Origin of the sequence: Streptomyces sp. NPDC014656 (assembly GCF_043084305.1) — a bacterium.
GTDB lineage: Bacteria > Actinomycetota > Actinomycetes > Streptomycetales > Streptomycetaceae > Streptomyces.
In genome coordinates this window covers 212,391-233,507 of the sequence record NZ_JBIBZN010000009.1, presented here as the reverse complement: position 1 = coordinate 233,507, position 21,117 = coordinate 212,391, and the positions used below count along the sequence as shown (strand labels likewise).

Sequence of the window (21,117 nt, the reverse complement as noted above, 5' to 3'; positions counted from 1 at the left end):
GGGTTCATAGCAAGGGAGTTGCCGTCCGTCGAGGGTGTGGGAATTCTTTGTCTGCGTTCAGGACAAAGCGTGGACGGCGCCGGAGGAAGTCCCTACTGTGACCGACGCGACGGTGTGTCGCGAACCCCCGCCCGTCACGCCTCCCTGCCCGGACGCCTCCCTGCCCGTCACACCTCCCCGCCCGTCACACCTCCCTGCCCGGGACGCCGGCGCGCCCCGGCAGCAGTGGACCCCCCGCCCGCCCCGACCTGACCCCTCGGCACCGAGGGGCCGTCAGGAGGTCTCGTGCACCCCCCACGGCCGTACCCCCACTCCGCCCGCCGCTTACGCGGACGCCTGGCCGGAACGCTCCTCGCCTCGCTCCTCACCCTCGGCCTGGCGGCCGTTCCGGCTCCCGCGGGCGCCGCCGAATCCGCCGACCTGCCCCCGCAGGAAGCGGGCGTGACGCTCCGCGTCTTCGACGTCCAGGCCCCGCTGAGCGGCATCTGCACGCTGAAGGCGGGGCAGACGCCCAACATCGACAAGCGCATGCCGGTGATCGACTGGACCTCGTCCGGTGACTTCGGCCTGGAGAGCAACTTCGTCACCCACGTCATCGGCAACCTCGCCGCTCCGCGGACGGGCAGCTACACCTTCCGCCTGACCAGCGACGACGGCTCCCGCCTCCGGATCGACGACAAGCTGGTGATCGACCACGACGGCCTGCACGGCCCCGAGCCCAAGGACGCAGTGGTCGAGCTCTCCCAAGGTCACCACTCCCTGCGCATCGAGCACTTCGAACGGGACGGGGGCCAGCAGGTGACGCTGGCGTGGAAGCCGCCCGGCGCCTCCGCCTTCGCCGTCGTACCGAACACGGCCCTGAGCACGGACGCCGGTGTCGTCCGGGTCACCGCACCGGGCCGCAAGGAGTGCGAGGGCGGTACCGACTCGCCCGGCGACGGCCTGCCGCTGACCGGCGTGCACCCCGACTACACCCTCACCGACCTCCGGCCCGACGGCTTCCGGCCGCAGGTCTCCGCGATGGACTGGCTGCCGGACGGACGCCTGGCCGTGACCACCTGGGGCGGCAGCGACAACACGGCGGGAGAGGTCTACCTCCTCTCCCACGTCACGGGCAGCACCGGACCCGACAAGGTCACCGCGAAGAAGGTGGCGTCGGGCCTGAAGGAGCCCATGGGCGTCAAGTACGTCGACGGCAAGCTGTACGTCTCCCAGAAACACGAACTGACCGAGCTGAACGACACCGACGGGGACGAGGTCACCGACCAGTACCGGCGTGTCGCCACCTGGCCCTTCGGCGGCAACTTCCACGAGTTCGCCTTCGGGCTGCTCTACAAGGAGGGGTTCTTCTACCTCAACCTGTCGGTCTCCATCAACTACGGCGGAGCGACCACGGACCCGCAGCCGGCACCGAACCGGGGCACCACCATCAAGGTGAACAAGCAGACCGGAGAGGTCTCCTACGTCGCCGGCGGACTACGCACCCCGAACGGCATCGGGTGGGGCCCGGACGGCGACATCTTCGTGACCGACAACCAGGGCGGCTGGCTGCCCTCGTCGAAGCTGGTGCACATCAAGCAAGGACGGTTCTTCAACCACCACACCAACCCGGACGGGCCGTTCGACTCCCAGCCGGTGACCAAGCCCGTCCTCTGGCTGCCGCAGAACGAGATAGCCAACTCGCCCAGCACCCCCCTCCAGCTGACCGAAGGCCCGTTCGCCGGACAGATGCTGTTCGGCGACGTGACGTACGGCGGCATCCAGCGCGGCTTCCTCGAGAAGGTCGGCGGCGAGTACCAGGGCGCGGTCTTCCGGCTCACCCAGGGCCTGGAAGCGGGTGTGACCCGGATCAGCGTCGGCCCGGACGGCGCGCTGTACGCGGGCGGACTGGGCGCCGGCGGGAACTGGGGCCAGGAGGGCAAGCTCACGTACGGTCTGCAGAAGCTGACGCCGAACGGTTCCCACGCCTTCGACATCCGCGCCGTGCGCGCCGTGCCGGGCGGCTTCGCCCTCGAGTACACCCAGCCGCTGTCGGCCCAGACCGCCTCCGACCTGGTCGGCCACTACAAGATCAAGCAATGGCGCTACGTGCCGACCGCGGACTACGGCGGGCCGAAAGTCGACGAGGAGACCCTCACCGCGCGATCGGCCGACCTCTCCGCCGACGGCAAGACCGTCACCCTGGCCGTCCCCGGTCTCAAAGCCGACCGCGTGGTCCACATCCGCTCGCCCCGCCCCTTCAGCTCGGCCGGCGGCGAGTCCCTATGGAGCACCGAGGCGTGGTACACCCTCAACCGACTGCCCGGCGGAACCTCGGCGACGGGCGCGGTGAAGGGCGTGGCCGGCAAGTGCCTCGACGTCGACAACTCCCAGACCGCCGACGGCACGAAGATCCAGCTCTGGACCTGCAACGGCACCGCTGCGCAGGAGTGGACGGTGGCCGGCGACGGGACGATGAAGGTCCTCGGCAAGTGCCTGGACGTCTCCGACGGCGGCAGCGCGGACGGGACGAAGGTCCAGCTGTGGACGTGCAACGGGACGGGCGCCCAGACGTGGGCCCCGCAGCCGGACGGGACGCTGCGCAACCCGCGGTCCGGCAAGTGCCTGGACGCCTCGGGCGGCACCTGGAACGACGGCACCGCCGTCCACCTGTGGACCTGCCACACCGGCCCCAACCAGAAGTGGACCCTGCCCTGACCGACACGGCCCGTCGACACGGAACGGCGCCCGCGGTGACGGTGAGGGCCGGGAACCCCCCGGCCCTCACCCCCGGCTCTCACCAGGAAAGCCGAATCCGTGCGCAAGAGGCCACTTCCGTCCGGCTTTTCATCCTGGGATCGGCTGCCTACGAGCTGGTGCGTGATCGTGGTGGAGGCGTGATCGCCTGCTCGATGCCGTGGTCAGGCGTTGGTGTTGCGGTCGGAGACGAGGCAGGCGATGGCCCGGTAGGTGTCCGGGCAGGGTCTCGCGCCGGTGGGTCCAGCGGGTCAGCCGCTTCCAGCGTCTGTGGTCGGCGAGTGCGTGCTCGACGGTGATCAGCCTGGATGAGTGTCGGTGCCGGGCTTCCTCTCTGGCCGCGTGTACGTGCGGCGTCCTGTGGCTCTACCTCGGCAAGGGCGACGGCACCTTCGCCTCCGCACCAGGGTCGAAGGGGGCGAGCCCGTTGCGGCGCAGGACGTGGGGGACGACGAGATCCGGCCGGTCGAGAGGGTCATCCGGCCGGTGAAGTGCTCGCCCGCCATGTCCTGCCGCGCGGGCGGCGGGGGGCGAGCGGCCCGAACCTCCTGTGCGGTGGGGTTTCCCGGAGGCGGGGGCGGGCAGCCTTCCCTCCGTTTCGACAAGTGGAATGTGGAGTTCAGGGATGCCGAAGACGCGCGATCGAGCGAGCGGGCGAAATGAGGGGGGCGGGGTGTCCGTCCAGGAGATCGAGGAGATCTCCGCCCTCGCCGACCCGGTGCTGCGCAATCTGCGGATCACCCAGGCGTATCACGAACTGACCATGGCCATGGCGAAGCTGCTCGGCCAGGAGAACGCGAGCTGGTGCGCTTTCGGGACGTGGGCATCGCGTACCGCCGGTCTCTCCATCCGGGGGGAGAGCACCCCGGCGATCGTCAGGACCGCCCTCGCCTTCGCCCAACGGGTCCCGCCGCGGTTCCGGCCGATCGGCGCCTCCGTCGACAAGGTCGTTCAGCAGGTCAGCGAGAACGTGGCCCGGGGCAACCTGCTCGTCTTCCAGGACCTCGGACCGCTCTTCGTCCACCTGATCGAGACTTTAGGCGGCCCGCACCCGGACGACCTGCTGGCGGCGCGAGCCGCAGGAGCGGCGACAGGAGCGGACTCTGCGGCCGCGGCGGTGGACCGCTGCGTCGCGTCGCTCAGGGCGGGCCCCGCGGAGGAAGGCGGTCAGGACCTGCTGATCTCCGCGGTCCGCAGTTACGGCAGGGCATTCCTCGCCCACCAACCCGGCGAACGTGCCGAACACGTGCTGCTCGCCAACCTGTACGTCGGCCTGCACGAGCAGATCAGGCTCCAGCAGCCGATCGCCCAGGCGCTCTCCTGGCCCGCGGGCACACGACTCGCCCCGCTGCCACTACGCCGGCAGGTGCAGCGGTCCTGGGAGAACATGGTGACCCGGCAGTTGATGGAACTCAGGCTCCCCGCCGCCGATTTCTCGGTGACACGGCGCCTCGTCTCCCAGCGCATCGGATCCGACATCGGCAAGGCGCGAGGCGGCGCCCGCTTCCCGGCGGCACTCACCCACCTGCAGAACATCGAGCTCAAGGCGCTCCTGTACGACATCGATCGCACCCCGAACACGCTCCTCGGCAGCGCCGCTGACAACTGGGTGAACCTGGGCGACCGCATGAACTTCGTGGCGGACCTCTTCCGCGCGCGGCAGCAGGAGGGGCGCCTCTTCCAGCCGCCCTTCACAGCGCAGCAGGTCGCCGTGATCAAAGGGGGAAGGATTCCCGACAACTCGCCCCTCGGCTGACCGGAAGGACGACGCGGGCCCCGGCGTTCGCCGAGCGAGCCGCCTCCGCGCCCCGCGGACGTCTTCCGGGGCCGCCGCGCAGCTCCACGGTCAACTCCTCCAGCTCGCGCGAGACGTCGCCCCTGGAAGGAGACGGAACCAGCAGAACCCCCAGGGCTTCGGCGTAGTCGGCGGGCGCCCGTTTTGTGATCACGCGAGGCCGAGGAGCGCGAGGGGCCGACGGGCGTCGCGTGCGTCGCGGCGGGGCCGGCGGCGACGTTCTTGACGCCGCTCAGCCGGAGGGCACCGACGGCGAGGTTGCGCCAGGCCGCCCACCCACACCGGGCAGGCCAGTGACCTGCGGCGTCTCCCGGCCCGCTTCATGTGATGGCCCTCGACGATCGCGATGTGATGAGCACCGCGGCCCAGGAGGTAGGCGGCGTGCTCGCGTTGCGTAGGGAGCGCGTCGCTGGTGACCACGGTTGCGGCCGGGTCGGCGGCGGTGTCGAGCAGCGGCTGGAAGCGGGTGACCTCATCGGCCTTCTCGCCGGCGTCGAGCCGGGCCAGGACCAGCCCGGTGGTGTGCTCCACCGCGGCGAGCAGGCGGATCCTCCGCCCTGGGCCTTCGCCGCGCCGCGCAGGGACTTGCCGTCCACGGGCAGTCCGCGCGGCTCGGTGCTCTCGGGCCGGCGGCCGGCAAGCCATCCGCCGTCCGCCCGGTCCAGGGCGTCACCGTCGGTGCGGTCGAGCAGCCGGCGGACCGTCGCCTGCGAGCGCACGAGCCTTCGGGGCGTTACCGGATCGGGGCGCACGCCGAGTCGCTCCAGTACGTGCGGCGGCGCGTCCGCGTCCCACTCGCCGGCCACCAGCAGCGAGGTCGCACCGGCCAGCACCGGCCAGCACCGCGCACGCGGTCGGGTGAGCACGACGGCCAGGGCAGGGCGCACGCCGCGCGGATCGCGTGGATCGGGCACCTGAGCCAGCCGCTCCAGCAGGCCGAGCACCTCCCCGGGCCCGGCGTCGGACTGCTCGCGAAGTCGGTCAAGGGCGGGCGGAACCAGGGACGACGCGTCGGCAGGCACGGTCTTCCAGGCAGGTCACGGGGTGCGGAGCACTCCATGATCACGGGGACCTTCCCTGCTTCGCCCCGGTCACCTCAACGCCGCGGCCCCGCCTGCCACCCAGGTCTGCCAGACACGACGGGTGTTCGGCAGGTCGGGGTGGTCAAGGAGCCAGAGCACGTACCCGGCATGGCACCGGGCCCACGGACTGTCCGAATCGGCTGCCCGATCGAGCCTGCCCCGAAGATCAGCGCTGTCGACAGCCCGGGCAACCCGCACGTATTCGCGGTCCTTGCAGCGATACGCCCGCTGGACGACGATCTCGACCAGGTCGGTGAGCTTCGCCTTGACCGCCTCCTCGTGGCGGGCACGGGCCACCTTCCGGACGAGGCTCTGCTTCGTGCCCCACGCCTTCGCATGCTGCGTCCACTCCAGCGGGTACTTCGCCTCCCACTCCAGGAAGAGCAACACATAGGGCAGCCCCGGCCACGCCGCCAGATCCCCGCCCACAGGACCACCCCACACCCCATCAGGCAGCGAACACCTCTGGGCTTGCTGGTGCCTCCGGCGCGCCTGCAGAAAGGCCGGCTCCCGGTACTGCTCGTCCACTCCCAGGGGCCGTGTCAGCAGCCACAGCTCGTTAGACCGGACGAGCACGTCCGTGACCTTCCTCTGGGCCTCCGCCAGATGGACGAGCGCCGCACCCCTCACAGCCGGATCCTCCGCTATGAGTCCGAACGCCCAGCCCAGCCGCTCAGCCCATCCACAAGCGTCATCCGCGTCTTCACCTATTCCTTCAGCCACGCACGGGATCATCTCCTGGCGCAGTCGGCTCGCTCCCCCCGACGGCGCGGGCGAGACGCAAGGGTTCCGGGGCGCAACGGAAGTGAGCGGGAACCGCCCGCTCGCCCTCTCTTCATCTCGAATGATCATGAAAGGGGTGTCCACCGACTACGCCGAGGCCCTGGCAGAGCCCCCGGTCTGCCGACGGTGCCGGCCGACTCCGACACCGCCGACGATCGGGGGCTCTGCGCCTCACCGCGTCAGGTCTTCATCGCCTCTCGGAGCCGGGAACGAAAGGTCTCCATACGATCGGGACGCCCGCGGGAGCCCTTCCATGCCTTGGAGGGAGTTCCTTCAGGCCTTGGAAGGATGCTGAAGGCGGCCTCTCCGCCCGATCCTCTGTTTAGACGAAAACTGGCCGACAAGTTCCCAGAAGCACACCAGAGAGGTGATGGGAGGGATTCCAAGGGTGACCAGCGCCAGCGCGGAGTGCGAGGAGTGACTGACGCACAGGGCCACCGCCATGGCCGAGGTCACCAGGAGAACTCCCCAAGATCGCTTTGCGGGCTGTCGCTGCACAGCGGCTCGCAGGATCGAAAGAGCCGCAACAGACCACGGTCCATAAAGCGTGAGCGGCCACCAGCGTGCGAGGTTCGTCGGCAGTACCGATTCTGCAGTCTCGGAAAGCTGGCCATACGTGTAGGCGATGGACCAGACGAGCAAGCACGCCGCACACACCGCGATGGCGGCGAAAAGTGCCGTCACTTGAGTGATTTTTTGATAGATGCTGAGGAATTGAGGCTTCGGACGAGCACGCCGTCTGTCAATCCTCGGCGGCTGTCGATCCATCGAGGCGGCGTCCGGCGGCGTCCCCGGCTGAGTGGACAGCAGATGAGCCAGCTCGTCCTCAAGGTCCTGGTGATTCATCGTGGGGTCCAGCGCCGAATCGTCCCAGTACGGCTGTGCGGGGATGGGACCGCTGCTGTAAAGATCTCGTTCCTCACGCCCTGAGCGCGTGGTGTAAAGCGGAACGCCGTGTCCCGTTCCCCCGTAGTCCGACAGCTCCTGCTCCGGGCCGGGATGGCGCAACGGAACATCACGCACCGCTTCCGGATACCCCCGCGCACCCCACCCGAAGTCTGCGGGGGACAGCGGAACATCGCGCCCCGTCACCGGGTACTCCGGCATTTCTTCCCTTGGCTGCATGGGGTACTGCCGGCCGTTGAAGTTCGACCTGTCTCCGTACCGGTCCATCCGTCCCTCTGTGCCCTTGTTTCAGATCGTTCCATTAGAGGCTTTGTTTCATCAGATCTATATCTGAACAGCCGACCGGAACCTGTCAGACCGATAAGGGAAACCATTCTCCACCGGCCCGCTCTCGTTCTGAAAATCCTTTGATCGGAGTGAAGCCTCTCCCTCGACGGGTAACTCGCACGGGTTACCGAGGTGCGTTGAAGAACCCTTTCTCCTAGCTCCTCCGCCGATCTTCACGCCCACCTAACGACCCAACGCGGCGACATGGCTACATCTCTAAAGGGTGATAGAGCCACACGAATGAGTTACGCGGAACTTTACCCTCAAACGTTTATGCGAAGCCCGTTGCGGGCGTCATATGGACGAACGCGCGAGCGATTCCGATGCGGGGTCGGAAGGCGGTATCCAGACAGACGGCTGCGGTGTGCGCCTCGCGATGCCGGGGTCCGGCACGGGCGCCATCGCCGCAGCGCCACCGCCGCGGCAACACCGGGAAGTCGAACCCGGACGTCAAGCAACGTTGACCGCAGGAGTTACTGGGATCTTGCAGCATCGTTTCATCAGTCATGGATTCCTGTGATTGCGTGGCTTTCCCGGCTGTAGACGAAACGGTTCTTCGAGAATCCCCGATCTACGCTCTGCTCGCCCGTCTGTGGTTCGACAGGGGGCGATTCGTCCCCGGACCGGCCGGCCACGTCTGCGCGGCGGCGGCCGATCCCGTCAGGCCCGGACGGCTGGAGCTCATCCCTGCCTCCCGCAGGGAACAGCGGGCTGGAGGCGAGGAGGACCGCCGCTGACCCAGGGGGAACTCGAAGGGGTGTGGCATCACACCGATGCCCCTGATCGCTTCGCTCTCCTGTCTCGGCCCCCGCAAGGAGAGAAGGGGTCTGCCGGCCGGGCCGTCTCGTGAGGCTGCCGGTACCGTCCGGCGGCCTGCTTCGCAGGGACCCCGCATCGTCGGCGGGAGACGCCGAGGTCAGCGTGGGCCGAGAGGCGATCCCGCCGTACCGGGGGTGGTGGCGTCCGACGTCATCGGCTCGGCGTCCACCAGCCCGAGCGAGAGTTTCGTTGCGACTGCTTTCGGCGCCGGTGCCAGCACTGGCACTGGTACTGGCACTGGCAGCGGTGCTGGCACCGGCAGCTTTCGGTCCGCATGAGGATCCGCGCGGCTGACGCGCGGTGGTCTTCGAGTACGGAGTCGCTCGTGAGCTTCGTCCTGCGTCACTCGCCGGGCGTCCGGGCCGTGTGACGGTGAGAGCGGCGGTCGTCGACGGGGTCGCCGGCCGTCGGGGCGACGGCGCTGATGACGGAGACGAGAGCGACAAGAGCCGACGTGGCTCCGAAGACGCTGCGGGTGAGGGTACGGGCGCGGCGTTCGCCGGCGGTTCGGACGGACCAGGGGCGGGCGATCGTGACGACCGGAACGTCCTTGACGCGCTTGCCCAGGGCCTGTCGCGAGGCGCCTGCGGTGAGGTCGGGAACCTGTCGGCTGAGGGTGGCACGGGCGTTCTGAAGCCTGGCGGCAGTGGCGGCGAGGGTCGCCTGCGTCTCGGTCGCGGCTTCCGCCAGGCTCAGGTCCAGGCCGTCGCACAGCAGCAGAGTTCGGCGCTGCCAGGGCGGGAGTCCGAGGAGTGCCTGGACGACGGGGTCGGCGGGCAGCGGGTCCGGGTCGCTCCGCCTGGGTCGCAGTCGATGCCAGGGAGACAGGGCGTAGTCATGGGTCCGCGCACGCGCCAACCCCGCCGGGTCGGGGTCACACGCGACTTCGGGCCAGCGTTCCCAGACCTGCTGGAAGGCCTGCTCGGCCGACTCGACGGCGAGGCGGCGGCACCCGGCCAGGACGTAGGCCTGCTGGATGAGGCCGGGCACGGTGGAGAGGTACAGCGCGTCGAAGGCCGACTCGGCCGTGAGGGGTGGTGGGACCGTCGTGAGGGGCGGTGGAACCGTCGTGAGGGGCGGTGGGACCGTCGCGGGTGGCGGTCCCGGGCGACTGGCGGGGTTGCGGTACATGGGGTTGAGTCCCTGGGGGCGTCGTGTTGGTCGGAGCGTTCCGAGAACCGGCGAGGGAAACCTTTCTTCGAACCCATCTGCGGGCCCTTCGTATCCGGATAACGAACGAATCCGAGATCGGGACGTCCGGCGATCGGGTGATCGGGTGTTCGGGCGTTCGGAGTCCATGAATGAGTTACTGAGCCGTTTTCACCCTGAATAGCCGCAGGTCAGGAGCGTGTGCGCGGCCTGGAAGAGGGTGCTGACGCGGCGGGTGGGGCATCTGGCTCGCCGGAGCGGTCGCCGGGACTCCAACCGGGCGAGGGCCCGTTCCCCGGGAGCTCTCGGCCTGGCCTCCCGCCGGCCGGGGACGAGCCGTCCACCGCCGAACCACAGGCGCGCGTGCTGGAAGCAGAGGGGAGATCGAAGCAGAGGGGAGATTCACGAAGGCGCGCTTCGTTTACGGCCGGGGAGGACGTGCGGTCACAGGATTCACCACCGATGAAACGATGCTGCAAGAGCTTGGTCACCCTTGTGGACCACGGGCCTCCTCCGCGCGCGGCGTTGAACGCCTTCCGCCGTCGCCGACACCACAGGGATCCTCCGTCCGCTGGCCGGCCGGGGCACCGGCCCTGGGCGGGTGCCCCGGCTCGTGGGTCCCACCACGGCGAGGGCACCATGGAAGGGCCAGTCCTCGGGGAGCACCGCGGAGGGAGCTCGGTGATGGAGCCGAATGCATCGGACGAGTCGGAACAGCAGGCCCGGGAGACTGGACCGCTGCCGCCGGGCGGCCTGCTGGATCTGCTGAGCGTGTCCGCGGTGGTACTGGACAGCACCGGGCGCATCGTGTTCTGGAGCCCGCAGGCCAACGACGTCTTCGGCTACACCGCCGAGGAGGCGCTGGGCCGGCACGCGGCCCGACTGCTGGTCCACGAGGAGCACAGCGAGGTGGTGACCAGGCTGTTCGCCGAGGTGATGGGCACCGGGGCGAGCTGGGCGGGGGCGTTCCCGATCCGGCACAAGGACGGCGGCACGCGGCTGGTGGAATTCCGCAACATGCGCCTGACGGACGACCTCGGCGATGTGTACGCCCTGGGCATCGCCGCTGACCGCGTGACTTTGGAGGGGGTCGAAGCCCGGCTGGCGCTCTCGGACCGGCTGGTGTTCCAGGCGCCGATCGGCGTCGCTTTCCTGGACGCCGACCTGCGCTACTCGATGGTCAACCCCGCGCTGGAGCGCATCAACGGCGTATCCGCCGCCGACCACATCGGCCGCCGGCCCAGGGACGTCCATCCGTTCGACGGCATCGACACGATCGAGTCCGCCTTGCGACAGGTGCTGCTGTCCGGCACGCCCCTGATCGACCAGTACGTCGTCGGCCGCACCCGGGCGGATCCGGATCACGATCGCGCCTGGTCGGTGTCGTACTACCGGCTGGAAGGAGCGGGCGGGCGGGTGCTGGGCGTGGCGAACTCGGTCGTCGACGTCACCGAGCGCCACCGGGCCACCCTCGAGGCGGACCGGGCCCGACGGCGCCTGACGCTGATCGCGGAGGCTTCCGCCCGCGTCGGAACCACTCTGGAGGTGGAACGGACCGCACAGGAGCTGGCCCAGGTCGCCGTACCGGAGCTGGCCGACCTCGCGGCGGTCGACGTCCTCGACGCCGTCCTCGCCTTCCGGCGCAGGACCGGCCCCCGTGACGGGCCGGAGCTGTTCAAGGCCCTCGCCGTCGTCTCCGCCTACCCCACCGAGGCCCTCGCCGCGGCGGACACGGTCGGAGACCTCGCCGCCTACGGCGCCGACCGGCTCATCACCCAGTGCGTCCACACCGGCCAGCCCGTCGTCGTCGCCCACGCGGGACCGGGCGATCTGCTGCGCATAGCCCGCGACCCGGAAGCCGCCGACGCCTTCGCCCGGGCCGGGGTGCATTCCTACCTGGCGGTGCCTCTGATCGCCCACCACGAGGTCCTCGGCGCCTTCGACCTGATGCGCACCCGAAACCCCCTCCCCTTCGACGACGACGACGTGATCCTCGCCGGCGAACTGGCCGCCCGTGCCGCGGTCGCGATCGACAACGCACGCTGGTACCAGAGCGTGCGCAACTCCGCCGAGACACTGCAACGAAGCCTGCTGCCCGGCCGTCACCCCCAGCTCGCCGGGCTGGACGTGGCCTCGCACTACCAGCCGGCCCAGGCCTCCAGCGAGGTGGGTGGCGACTGGTACGACATCATCCCGCTGAGCGCAGACCGTACGGCCCTGGTGGTCGGCGACGTGATGGGCAGCGGCATCGACGCGGCCGCCGCCATGGGACGGCTGCGGACCGCGACCTGCGCCTACGCCGACCTCGACCTCGCGCCCGACCAGCTCCTGCGCCACCTCGACAAGATCACCAGCGGACTGGAGCACTACATCGCGACCTGCCTCTACGCCGTCTACGATCCGCATCGGGGCCAGTGCGACATCGCCAACGCCGGTCACCTCCCGCCCGCCGTCGTCCGCGCGGGACGACCCCCCGAACTCCTCGACCTGCCTACCGGTGCGCCCCTGGGCGTCGGCGGGGTGCCGTTCCGCACCACCTCCGTCGATCTGGGCCCCGGCGACCGGCTCGTGCTCTACACCGACGGCCTGGTCGAGACCCGCCACCACCACATCGACGAACGCCTGGAAACCCTGCTCGAAAGCCTCGACGCGCCGCACCGCCCCCTGCAGGACCTCTGCCAGTGGCTCCTGGACACGCTGAGGCACCCGGACGACCACGACGACGTCGCCCTCCTCGTCGCCCAGACCCGGCCCCTCACCCCCGCCGACCTCAACACGACGTGACAGGAACCGAGCGGCACAGGAACCGGAGCGGCACAGGAACAGAGACCCACAGGAGCCACGAGATTCACGGGGTCTACAGGATCTACAAGATCCACAGGTGAATGGGCCTGATGGGCAAGCGGCCTGTGCCCCCGTACGGGGCGGCCCGAGCAACCCTCGCCTCCCCGACCGCCGGATCCCCCGCCCCAGACCGGGAAGCGCAAGAACCGGCAGAAAGGCCCTTGATCAGGCTGGTCGTAGAGACACTCGTCCAGACCCGAGTACGGGCCGTTCCCCTTTCCTTCACGGGTCGTCTCAGCCGCGTCGAGCCACCTCGTGATCACAACGGACGTCGTGACACGTGACGGTGCCGCAGAAGGCTCCTGCGTACAGGCCGTAGAACTCCGCCGCAGGCGAGGCCTGCGGCTGCCGCCGCACCGATCGCCGTAGCGGCGAGGCGTAGCCGGGCGGCGTCGTCATCACTCTGGCTGCACCCGCCGGGCAGAACGGGATGCTCGACTGCCCCTCAGCCTCACCGCACCAACCGTGAGCCTTCGAAACCCCACCGCCGGCGGTGCTCGGACCAGGAGAGCTCCTACGTCGCAAGGGGGCGCCATGGCACTCGTACAGGACTTCAGTCATGCGGTGCAGCTCAATACGCCTAGGGACTGACTCTTTCGAACCGTCCGTGAGATCGTCGCGCTCGTGATCGAGTCGTGGGTGATCAGTGACGACAGCCCTCTGCCTGTGTCGTCCGAGGCGGTGCTGGAGGCTCTGCAATCGAGGGTCGACGGCGGGCAGCTGGAGACGTGGCTGACCAGTTCGTCCGGACGGTCGTTGGCCTTCGTGACGAATACCGAGCGCGCGATGGTGATGCTGCTCGAAGACGAGGGCGATCCCGGCGAGCATGCCGTGGAGCCCGGCGCTCAGGGGTCGAGCGACGGGTTCGTCCTCTCCAACGGACAGGACGATGAGTATCCGGATGAGGACACCGTCCCCCTCCGTGAGGCGTTCCGGCTCGTGAAGCAGATCGTTGCCACGGGATCCTGGCCCTCGGACGCCCAGTGGATGGCCGATCGCTGAGCGGTCTACCGCCGGGTCCGGATGAGGAGGGCGGCGAGGTGAAGTGCGGCCGGGTAGGGGCTGGCGAGCTCGTCGGTACGCATGAGCAGGCCGCGCCACTGCTTGATCCTGTTGATGCGCCGTTCGACGGCATTGCGCTGCTTGTGCGACTCGGTGTCGGCGTCGGCGTGGATGCCTTGGTAGTCAGCCTTGCCGCGTTCCAGGACCATGAGCGCGTACACGAGCGATGACACGTCCGCGTGCATGAGCAGCGGTTCCGGCTCGCCCTCGGAGAGGGCGTACACCATGCCGCTCTCGGGATCGAGCGCGACCATGGAGAAGACGAACCCGCCGACCACTTCCCAGCGTTCAGCCCCAGGCGGGCAGCCGATACCGTCCCCGGCCAGGGACGCCGTGAGGCTCGCTCCGTGGTCGAGCCGGGGGAGAACTCCGGTCTCGAGGTCCAGGCGAGGCGAGAAGAACTTGTTCCCGGGCAGTCCCACGGAAGCCAGAAACTCGGCTGTGGCCGCATGCAGGTGCGCGCCCGGAACGCGGGGGTGGTACGTGACAGCCCTGAGGCCGAACTGACGGGTGGCCTGGGAGGGGGGTGAGAGGGGTGAGCATTGCCCTTCCTGGTGAAGAGTGACCTCCATGACAGACAGCAGACCCGGCACGACGTGCACCACGATCACCCTGCACGGTGGTGCGTCGCGTGAACCATACGTCCGCGCCCACGGCCGGTGGCCGGCGCCTCACGGGCTCCATTAAGGATCTTCAGCGTCGTCTGTCGAGGGTGAGGACGGCCTTGGTGATGGACGTGAGCCGGTTGGGGCCGATCCGGGCCTCACAAAGGATCCGCCAGGCCTTGAGCCGGGCGAAGGTCCGCTCGACGAGAAAGAAGCGGAGTCGTGCGCCTGCTCGGTCGACGGCTGCCTATCTGGTGGTGAGGGGCCTTCTGAGGTGGCGCTCGAACGGCATCTGGAACGTGCCGCCGGCCCCGGCGTAAGCCTTGCCGGCAAGCACCGGGATCCGCAGTCGCTCGCAGGTCGTGACGATTTGGTGAGCGCGGGTGGTGGTGGTGTCGACCGTGCGACCCGGCAGTGCCGGCGACTGCCGGATCAGCCCGCCCGCGGGATCGGTGACGGTCCGGATGTTCACTCCGTGCCGTCGGGCCTTGCCCGAGTAGTCCCGCTCCTGGTCGCCGGCCCGGTCGCACTCGGCGATGGTGCCGTCCACCAGCGCGTACGCGGGCCAGGCCCGGCGGAGCGCCCGCGTGAGGGAGGGCGCTCCCGCAGCGAGGAGTTTGATCACGCTCTGTACGTAGGCGTGGGCGGTGCCTTCGCTGATCCGGAAGCCCGCGGCGAGCTACCCGCAGGTGGTGTGCTCGCGCAGGTGGACGAGGGTGGTGAGGGCGCGTTCCGAGGGCCGTAGTTTGCACCGGCGGCCGCCCTCACCGGGACGATCAGCATCGTGACCCACTCCACGCGCGCGTGTGTGTGGCAGGTCGAGTGCAGCAAGATGGATGACCAACGAGGCCGCCATTCAAGGCGGTTGAGACGTCAGGCATCTCGGACCACTGCCCGAAGGCCTCGCCTGCTGTCCGCCCCCGGCCGTCACCTGACCGGTGACCACCCGGAAGATCCTTACTCAGCTGAAAACGGAGCACGTGAGGCGATGGGCAGCCCTGGCCGACTTCAAAGGTTCTCACCATCGACGAACACGCCGGCGTCCAGACCGGCGCCAGGGGTCACGCGCGGCAAGCAGCCTGTGCGGAAGCTGCCCTGGGACGACGGTTCAGGAGCATGGGCGCGGCTGGGAGCGAGCGGGTGGCGTGGTCCGTGTCATGGGTCTGCGCCCTTCCCGGTTGAGCAGGGTGCGTCTCGGTCGATCAGGCGTGGTTGTGTCTTCCTCGGGGGATGAACCGTGGACGGGTGCTTTGCTCTCCGGTGAGGGGGCGCTGCGCGAAGCGGTAAGGACCGGGGCGTTCAGCGGTCGATCGGAGATCTACGGGGGTAGGCGGTAGTGCAGCCTGAGGTCATGTCCGCGCTGATAGGCACTGGTGGGGTTCTGATCGGTGTCGGTATCGGGTTGGTGGGGCCGCTCGTGTCCGCCCGCATTCAGGCGCGGGGAGCGAGCGAGCAGGCGAGTGCGACGGTTGCCGCCGCTGAGCATGCCGCCAGAAGTCAGTACCGGGCGGTGATGGACGAGCAGGCCAGGCAGGCGCGTCGTAACGTCTACAGCGGGTTCCTGGACGCGGTGCGGGAACTGGAGCAGGGGATCCGGACCCGGCCGGAGCAGGAGAACCTCGAGGCAGAACGAGTGCTCAACGAAGCGCTGGCCCAGGTGGAGATCGAGGGCCCGGACGAGGTCCAGGAGGCCGCCATCTCCGTCAGGCGCGAGCTGACAGCATGGCACTTCGCCCGCCTGCTCGCCGACCGTCTCGCGCAGGACGTCGCGGCGTTGGGCCGCCCCGACCCCTCATGGTCGGAGCGGCAGCGTACGGCTGCCCGGGAGCTGTCCGCGGCCATCTCTGCCGCAGAAGTGGTGATCGCGGACGCACGCGCTCAGGGCGCCTTCCAGGAGTGGCAGCAATGGCGCCTCCTCCTGGTGGCCAACTCGTTTCAGGCGCCGTTCCGTGGCCGCGAGCTCATGGAGCGGTTCTCCGGCTATACGTGGCCCTCACCGGAAGTCACGGCCGCGTTCGACGCCGCGCTGACCCGCGTTCAGAACGGTGCCATGGCCGCACATGGTGCGGGCGTCTTCGCCACTGCCGCGCCGACATTACTCGACTCCCTCGTACGGTCCGGGAGAGTCCTACCGCAAGGTGGCGCCGGCATCAGCGGGTGGCGTCCTCTTGAGGAAGCCATGCAGCGGTTTCGCCTCGCCGCTCGCCAGGCGTTGCACGACATGCCCGAGCTGTAGCCGTCTCGACGAGAACGCAGGTGGCCGTTCCGGGGCTCGCTGGTGTGCGACGGGATGGCCGAAGACGTGGTCGTAGACCTGCCGGCCGCCGCCGACGCGGGTGCGGGCGGTGAAGGTGCCGTCGCCCTTGCCGAGGTGGAGCCACAGGACGCCGCTGCGGTCACGGGCGACCAGGTCGCCGGGCGCGGCACCGGCGACGTTCCCGACGGCGGCGAGGTCGTTGTAGACGCCCCAACCGCTGCCGAGCTTGGTCCGCTTGGCGAAGGGCGCGGACGCGCTGCCGGTGCCCTTGTACAGCCACAGGACGCCCGCCTTGTCGGCGGCGAGGAGGTCGGTGCGGCGTGCGGCTCCTCACCGCCGACCGGATCGGTTCAGACGGTGACGAGCGAGTCGGTCCCGGCGGGCTGCCCGGTCTGGTGGCCGGCCTTGAGGGTGGCCAGGTCCAGCACGACGGGCTCGGCGTCCGGGTCCACCAGCCGGATCGTGTGGGCCGACCCGTCGACCTGTGCGACGAGGTCGGTCCTCCGGGCCGGCCGGGAAACGGTGTTGCCGGGGAGGGTGGTCGTCACGCCGTCCGCGTACCGCGTCCAGGCGGAGGAGTAGACGCCGTCGGTGCGGTAGGGGGTCAGGAAGCCCGACGCCCGGCCCCCCAAAGGGTCCCGCCGTCCTGGATCAGCGGGATCGGCGGCCGGGCGTCGGCGGGAGCGGCCGTCGCCGTCGCCGGGGCGGTCAGGGGGCCGCCGGTCGCCGTGGGGGCAACGGCCACGGAGGCGGTGAGGAAGCGGGGGCGGTGGATCCGGCGTGGGCCACGGAGTCGTGCCTCTCAGGGGTGTGGACGGGGGTCGGGTCAGGACATGAGGTCGTGCTCGTACTGGCTGCCGCCGGCTTGGTGGGCCCGCTGGAAGGGAGCCTTCCAGCTGCCCGTGCCCTGGTGGACGAAGGTCTCGCCGCGGCTGTCCATCGCGGTGAGGTCGTTGCGGCCGTCGCTGTTCATGTCCGCCGCGCCGGTGATGTCGGTGTACGCGTTCCAGCCGCCGCCGATCTTCGTGCGCGGGGCGAAGGTGCCGTCGCCCTTGCCGAGGTACAGCCAGAGCACGCCGGTGCGGTCGCGGGCGACGAGGTCTCCGGCCGTGGCTCCGGCGAGGTTGCCGGTGGCGGCGATCCTGTCGTAGGCCTGCCAGCCGCCACCGATCCGCTTGCGGGTGGCGAAGGGCCGTGTGGCGCTGCCGGTGCCGGGGTAGAGCCACAGGACGCCGGACCTGTCGGTGGCGAGGAGGTCGTTGCGGCCGTCGCCGGTCACGTCGGAGCCGCCCGTGAGCTTGTCGTACGTCTGCCAGCCGCCGCCGATGCCGACCCGGCCGAGGAAGTTGCCGCGGCCGTTGCCCTGGTAGAGCCAGAGGACGCCGGCCCTGTCGCGGGCGACGAGGTCGCCGACGGGCGTCCCGCCGAGGTCGCCGGTCGTCTCGATGCGGTCGTACGCCTGCCAGCCGCCGCCGACGGTGGAATCGAGCTGGCCGAAGATCCGTCGGTCGGCCGGGATGTGGTAGGTGTCGAGGCGGGTGAGGGTGCCCGTGCGGTCGCGCACCAGCAGGTCGGGCGAGCCGTTGTCGCCCAGGTCGCGCGGGTTGACCTTGCGGGTGACCGTGAAGGAGCCGGAGGAGCTGACGGCGGGGCCGAGCCCGTCCAGCGGGGTGGCGGTGAACTGCCAGTCGTACGCGCCGTTGAAGGCGCGCTCGGAGCCGTAGGAGCCGTCCCAGTGGAAGCGGGCGGTGTGGGGGCCGGTGAGGCGGCCGTCGTGCGGCGGGGAGAACGTCGTGGTGAGGGTCTTGCCCGTGCGCCGGTGCCGCAGGGTGACCTTGGCCTCCACGTTGAGCCGGTACAGGGTCCAGTCCAGGTTCGCCGTGCCGCCGTTCTTGTCGAGGTCGACGGCGGAGGGGAGGGCCGGGGGCGCCAGGACGAGCTTCACGGGCACCTCGTTCGTCGCGATCATGGTCGCGACGGGCCTGCCGTCCGCCCCGGCCCGGATCCGGAACAGCCCCTCGCCCCGGGCGAGCGTCCCGCCCTGCACGAGAAGCGTGCCGCCCGGCTCCCGCACCGCGGCCGCGAAGGTGTCGAGCAGCTTGAACTCGGACTGCCGCGCTACCGGGACGGGGCCGCGGCAGCCGGGCCGGGACTTCTGCCGGTGGTGCGGTGCCGCGAGGCGCGACCCGTACGTCGCCGGCGTGCCCGGGCGCCGGCTCGCCCTCCCCGGTGTGCGGCGGGACGTCCGGGAGGGACGGGCCGCCCGGTGCGCGACGACACGGGCGAGTCGGGCCGACCGGGTGCCCGGCCGCGATCACCCGCGGGGGTGGCGAAAGTCGTCGTGCGGCCACGACGACGGGTGAATCGGGTTCGACTTGGGCAGGAGCGGGTGAGATGTGCCAACCTGCCCCGGCGTGCGGCGAGTAGCATCCGGCCCCGACGCACATCCCTGTAGAAGGAGCGTGGACGCCATGGCCAACGAGCCGATCAACACCCCGGTCCAGACCGAGTACGAGGCGCGCCTGGCCGCCGCCCTCGAAGCCAACCAGGCCGAGCAGGCGACCATCGCCGCTCGCCTGGACAAACTCCGTGCGGAGGAGAAGTGGATCACTGCGGCGCTGGCGGACACGCCGTCGGCCGTCAGCGCCGTGCCGGTGCCGGCCGATGCCGTGGCCGCGGTCGTCGAGGACACGGCGGCGGTGCCCCTGCCCAGGGCGGAGAACACGGTCCCCGCCCCGGCTCCGACGGCGAAGAGGGCCGCCCGAAAGGGCGCGGCCCGAAAGGCCGCGGCGGCCTCCGTGAAGACCGCGACCGGCAAGAAAGCGGCCCCCAAGAAGACCCCGGCGACAACCAAGCAGGGCGCCGCGGCCGAGCCCACCCTCGGCGAACTCCTCGTCGCGCTCCTGTCGAAGCAGCCCGGCGAGCCGAAGAAGGCCGGCGAGATCCAGAGCGAGATGGAACTCGCGCACCCCGGCCGGGCGACATCGGCGCAGACGGTCCGCAACGCTCTGGAGAAGCTCACCGTGACGAGCGGGCTCGAGAAGAGCAAGCAGCAGAACACGGTCTTCTACACCTGGCCGGCGGCCGCCCCCGCTCCCGAGGACGAGGCGAAGGCCGAGGAGGCCGCACCGGCCGGCGTCTGATCCGCGCCGCGTCGGCCCCGGCAGGACCGAGGCCGTCGTTCTCCGCACCTGCATGAGCGCCGTGCGGTCTGCGGGAGCGGACCGTTGTGGTCCTGCTGGGGTCGCGGCGCGCGGGGCCGGCGGACGGCGGTCCGCCCCCTGGTCGGCCTCGCCGCCGCGGGGTCGACCAGGGGAGTGCGTTCGGTTTCCGCCCGGTGTGCTCACTGGCCGGCGAGGACCTGGTCGACCTGGGCCTCCGCCGTCGCGAGGAGCTCGTCGATGTCGGCGTCCTCGTCGGTGAGGACGCCGGCCATGACGTCGTCGAGGACCTCGTAGACCTCCTGGGCCTTCGGCGGCTCGGCCTTGCCGGGGACGGGGTTGTCCATGAAGGTCTTGAAGTTGGCGACGGGCATGGTGGCGTTCGCCAGGCGGGCGGCGTCGTCCTCGGTCTTGGACCCGTTCAGCCAGAGGTTGGGCTGCGGGATGCCGACCGGGAGGCCGTCGGCCTTGGTGCGGGCCCAGTCGAACTGGCCCTCGCCGACGGTGAGGCTCTTGAAGTTCAGCCAGGCGATCGCGGCCTTGATCTTGTCGGGCGAGATGCCCTTCTTGACCATGTAGGTGTTGCCGCCGGCCAGGGTGTTCCTGCCGCCGGGGATGGGGCCCATGCCGAAGTTCTCGTACTTCGCGCCGAGTTGCTGGACCATGTAAGTGATGTCGTCGGGGGCGGCGAGGAACATGCCGAGCTTGTCGTCGGCGGCCCGCTTCTGGAGGTCGCCCCACTTCAGCAGCTGGGTCTCGCCCATGGAGCCGTCCTCCCAGCGCATGGCGTGGAGGTTCTTCGCGACCTGCTTGCCCAGGTCGCTGTTGAAGGCGGCCTTGGTGCCGCTCGCGTCGACGACGTCGCCGCCGAGGCTGTACATCTGGGCGGTGAAGTGCCAGCCGCCGGTGTTGCCGGCGGAGTACTCGCCGAAGCCGGCGACGCCGTCACCGAGCGCGGCGATCTTCTTCGCCGCGGCACGGACCTCCTCCCAGGTGCGCGGCGGGTCGTCCGGGTCCAGGCCGGCGTCCTCGAAGAGCCCGCGGTTGATCAGCAGGCCCATCGTGTAGTTGCTCGTCGGCAGGCCGTACAGCCTGCCCCGGTGTCTGAGGGAGTCGAGGACGTCGGGGTTGATGTCCTGGAGGAGGGGCACCGACCAGGGGTTCACGTACGCGGAGATGTCCTCGGCGCCGTCCTCCGAGAGGACTTGGGGCAGGTCGGTGAAGTAGGTGAAGAAGACGTCGGGCTGTGACTTCGCCCTGAGCATCGCGGTGAAGCGCGAGGGCTCCATGCACTGCCCCGGGGTGGACCGGCCCTCGACGGTCACGTTCGGGTACGTCTCGTTGAACTCGGCGACGTCCTCCTTCCACTCCTTCACCTCGGCCTCCCTGGTGGCCGGCGGCATGCAGTCGATGGTGATCGTCACCTTCGTCTTCGGGTCGAGCACGGTGCTCGGATCGGAGGAACCGGTGTCCCGCGCGCCCCAGCCTCCCGCGCCGCAGGCGGTGAGCGAGCAGGTCACGAGGACGGCGAGGGCGTGATGGCCGCGGCGGAGCGGGGCGTTCTTCATCGGTGGTTCCCTTCGGGCAGTTC

General features: G+C 70.1%; 14 protein-coding genes and 2 pseudogenes. 6 read left to right on the top strand and 10 right to left on the bottom strand.

Annotated elements, in window-relative coordinates; all coding sequences use genetic code 11:
- Nucleotides 1-285: 285 nt before the first annotated feature.
- Complete coding sequence (locus ACF1ED_RS21680; protein WP_391762771.1) at nt 286-2,697, top strand: ricin-type beta-trefoil lectin domain protein; 2,412 nt, start codon at nt 286-288, stop codon at nt 2,695-2,697.
- 712 nt (nt 2,698-3,409) lie between these two features.
- Complete coding sequence (locus tag ACF1ED_RS21675; RefSeq protein ID WP_391762769.1) at nt 3,410-4,492, top strand: hypothetical protein; 1,083 nt, start codon at nt 3,410-3,412, stop codon at nt 4,490-4,492.
- A gap of 189 nt (nt 4,493-4,681) precedes the next feature.
- Here ACF1ED_RS21675 and ACF1ED_RS21670 read toward each other — a convergent pair whose 3' ends face one another.
- The 5 genes and pseudogenes from ACF1ED_RS21670 to ACF1ED_RS21650 form a co-directional block, all read right to left on the bottom strand.
- The gene (locus tag ACF1ED_RS21670; protein WP_391762978.1) at nt 4,682-5,062 is read right to left on the bottom strand and encodes a hypothetical protein; all 381 of its coding nucleotides are present in this window, start codon (nt 5,060-5,062) and stop codon (nt 4,682-4,684) included.
- Nucleotides 5,063-5,232: 170 nt separating this feature from the next.
- Nucleotides 5,233-5,418 (bottom strand): annotated as a pseudogene (locus ACF1ED_RS21665) (ISAs1 family transposase); the annotation flags it as partial.
- 204 nt (nt 5,419-5,622) lie between these two features.
- The gene (locus ACF1ED_RS21660; RefSeq protein ID WP_391762767.1) at nt 5,623-6,336 is read right to left on the bottom strand and encodes a hypothetical protein; all 714 of its coding nucleotides are present in this window, start codon (nt 6,334-6,336) and stop codon (nt 5,623-5,625) included.
- Nucleotides 6,337-6,669: 333 nt separating this feature from the next.
- Nucleotides 6,670-7,569 carry a DUF2637 domain-containing protein gene (locus tag ACF1ED_RS21655; protein WP_391762765.1) on the bottom strand — a complete coding sequence of 300 codons (900 nt, stop codon included), beginning with the start codon at nt 7,567-7,569 and terminating at the stop codon, nt 6,670-6,672.
- Nucleotides 7,570-8,790: 1,221 nt separating this feature from the next.
- Nucleotides 8,791-9,438 carry a sigma factor-like helix-turn-helix DNA-binding protein gene (locus ACF1ED_RS21650; protein WP_391762763.1) on the bottom strand — a complete coding sequence of 216 codons (648 nt, stop codon included), beginning with the start codon at nt 9,436-9,438 and terminating at the stop codon, nt 8,791-8,793.
- Nucleotides 9,439-10,281: 843 nt separating this feature from the next.
- Between ACF1ED_RS21650 and ACF1ED_RS21645 the strand changes: the two genes are divergently transcribed.
- Both ACF1ED_RS21645 and ACF1ED_RS21640 read left to right on the top strand, forming a co-directional pair.
- Nucleotides 10,282-12,381, top strand: coding sequence for a SpoIIE family protein phosphatase (locus tag ACF1ED_RS21645; RefSeq protein WP_391762761.1), 2,100 nt, complete (start codon nt 10,282-10,284; stop codon nt 12,379-12,381).
- A gap of 684 nt (nt 12,382-13,065) precedes the next feature.
- The gene (locus ACF1ED_RS21640) at nt 13,066-13,443 is read left to right on the top strand and encodes a hypothetical protein (protein WP_391762759.1); all 378 of its coding nucleotides are present in this window, start codon (nt 13,066-13,068) and stop codon (nt 13,441-13,443) included.
- 5 nt (nt 13,444-13,448) lie between these two features.
- Here the strand turns inward: ACF1ED_RS21640 and ACF1ED_RS21635 are convergent, their stop codons facing one another.
- Nucleotides 13,449-14,075, bottom strand: a complete 627-nt coding sequence (locus ACF1ED_RS21635; RefSeq protein WP_391762960.1) for an SUKH-4 family immunity protein — start codon at nt 14,073-14,075, stop codon at nt 13,449-13,451.
- Between the two features lie 121 nt (nt 14,076-14,196).
- Nucleotides 14,197-14,952, bottom strand: a pseudogene (locus tag ACF1ED_RS21630) (transposase family protein).
- A 507-nt stretch (nt 14,953-15,459) separates the two neighbouring features.
- Between ACF1ED_RS21630 and ACF1ED_RS21625 the strand changes: the two are divergent.
- Nucleotides 15,460-16,344, top strand: a complete 885-nt coding sequence (locus ACF1ED_RS21625; RefSeq protein ID WP_391762757.1) for a hypothetical protein — start codon at nt 15,460-15,462, stop codon at nt 16,342-16,344.
- A gap of 371 nt (nt 16,345-16,715) precedes the next feature.
- Here the strand turns inward: ACF1ED_RS21625 and ACF1ED_RS21620 are convergent, their stop codons facing one another.
- Nucleotides 16,716-16,997, bottom strand: coding sequence for a hypothetical protein (locus tag ACF1ED_RS21620; RefSeq protein WP_391762755.1), 282 nt, complete (start codon nt 16,995-16,997; stop codon nt 16,716-16,718).
- 194 nt (nt 16,998-17,191) lie between these two features.
- Nucleotides 17,192-18,439 (bottom strand): FG-GAP repeat domain-containing protein, encoded by a 1,248-nt coding sequence (locus ACF1ED_RS21615; protein ID WP_391762753.1) that lies wholly within the window; start codon nt 18,437-18,439, stop codon nt 17,192-17,194.
- A gap of 397 nt (nt 18,440-18,836) precedes the next feature.
- Between ACF1ED_RS21615 and ACF1ED_RS21610 the strand changes: the two genes are divergently transcribed.
- Complete coding sequence (locus ACF1ED_RS21610) at nt 18,837-19,508, top strand: hypothetical protein (RefSeq protein ID WP_391762751.1); 672 nt, start codon at nt 18,837-18,839, stop codon at nt 19,506-19,508.
- A 200-nt stretch (nt 19,509-19,708) separates the two neighbouring features.
- On the opposite strand, the gene ACF1ED_RS21605 is transcribed toward ACF1ED_RS21610, so the two are convergent.
- Nucleotides 19,709-21,094 carry an ABC transporter substrate-binding protein gene (locus tag ACF1ED_RS21605; protein ID WP_391762749.1) on the bottom strand — a complete coding sequence of 462 codons (1,386 nt, stop codon included), beginning with the start codon at nt 21,092-21,094 and terminating at the stop codon, nt 19,709-19,711.
- Nucleotides 21,095-21,117: the final 23 nt, after the last annotated feature.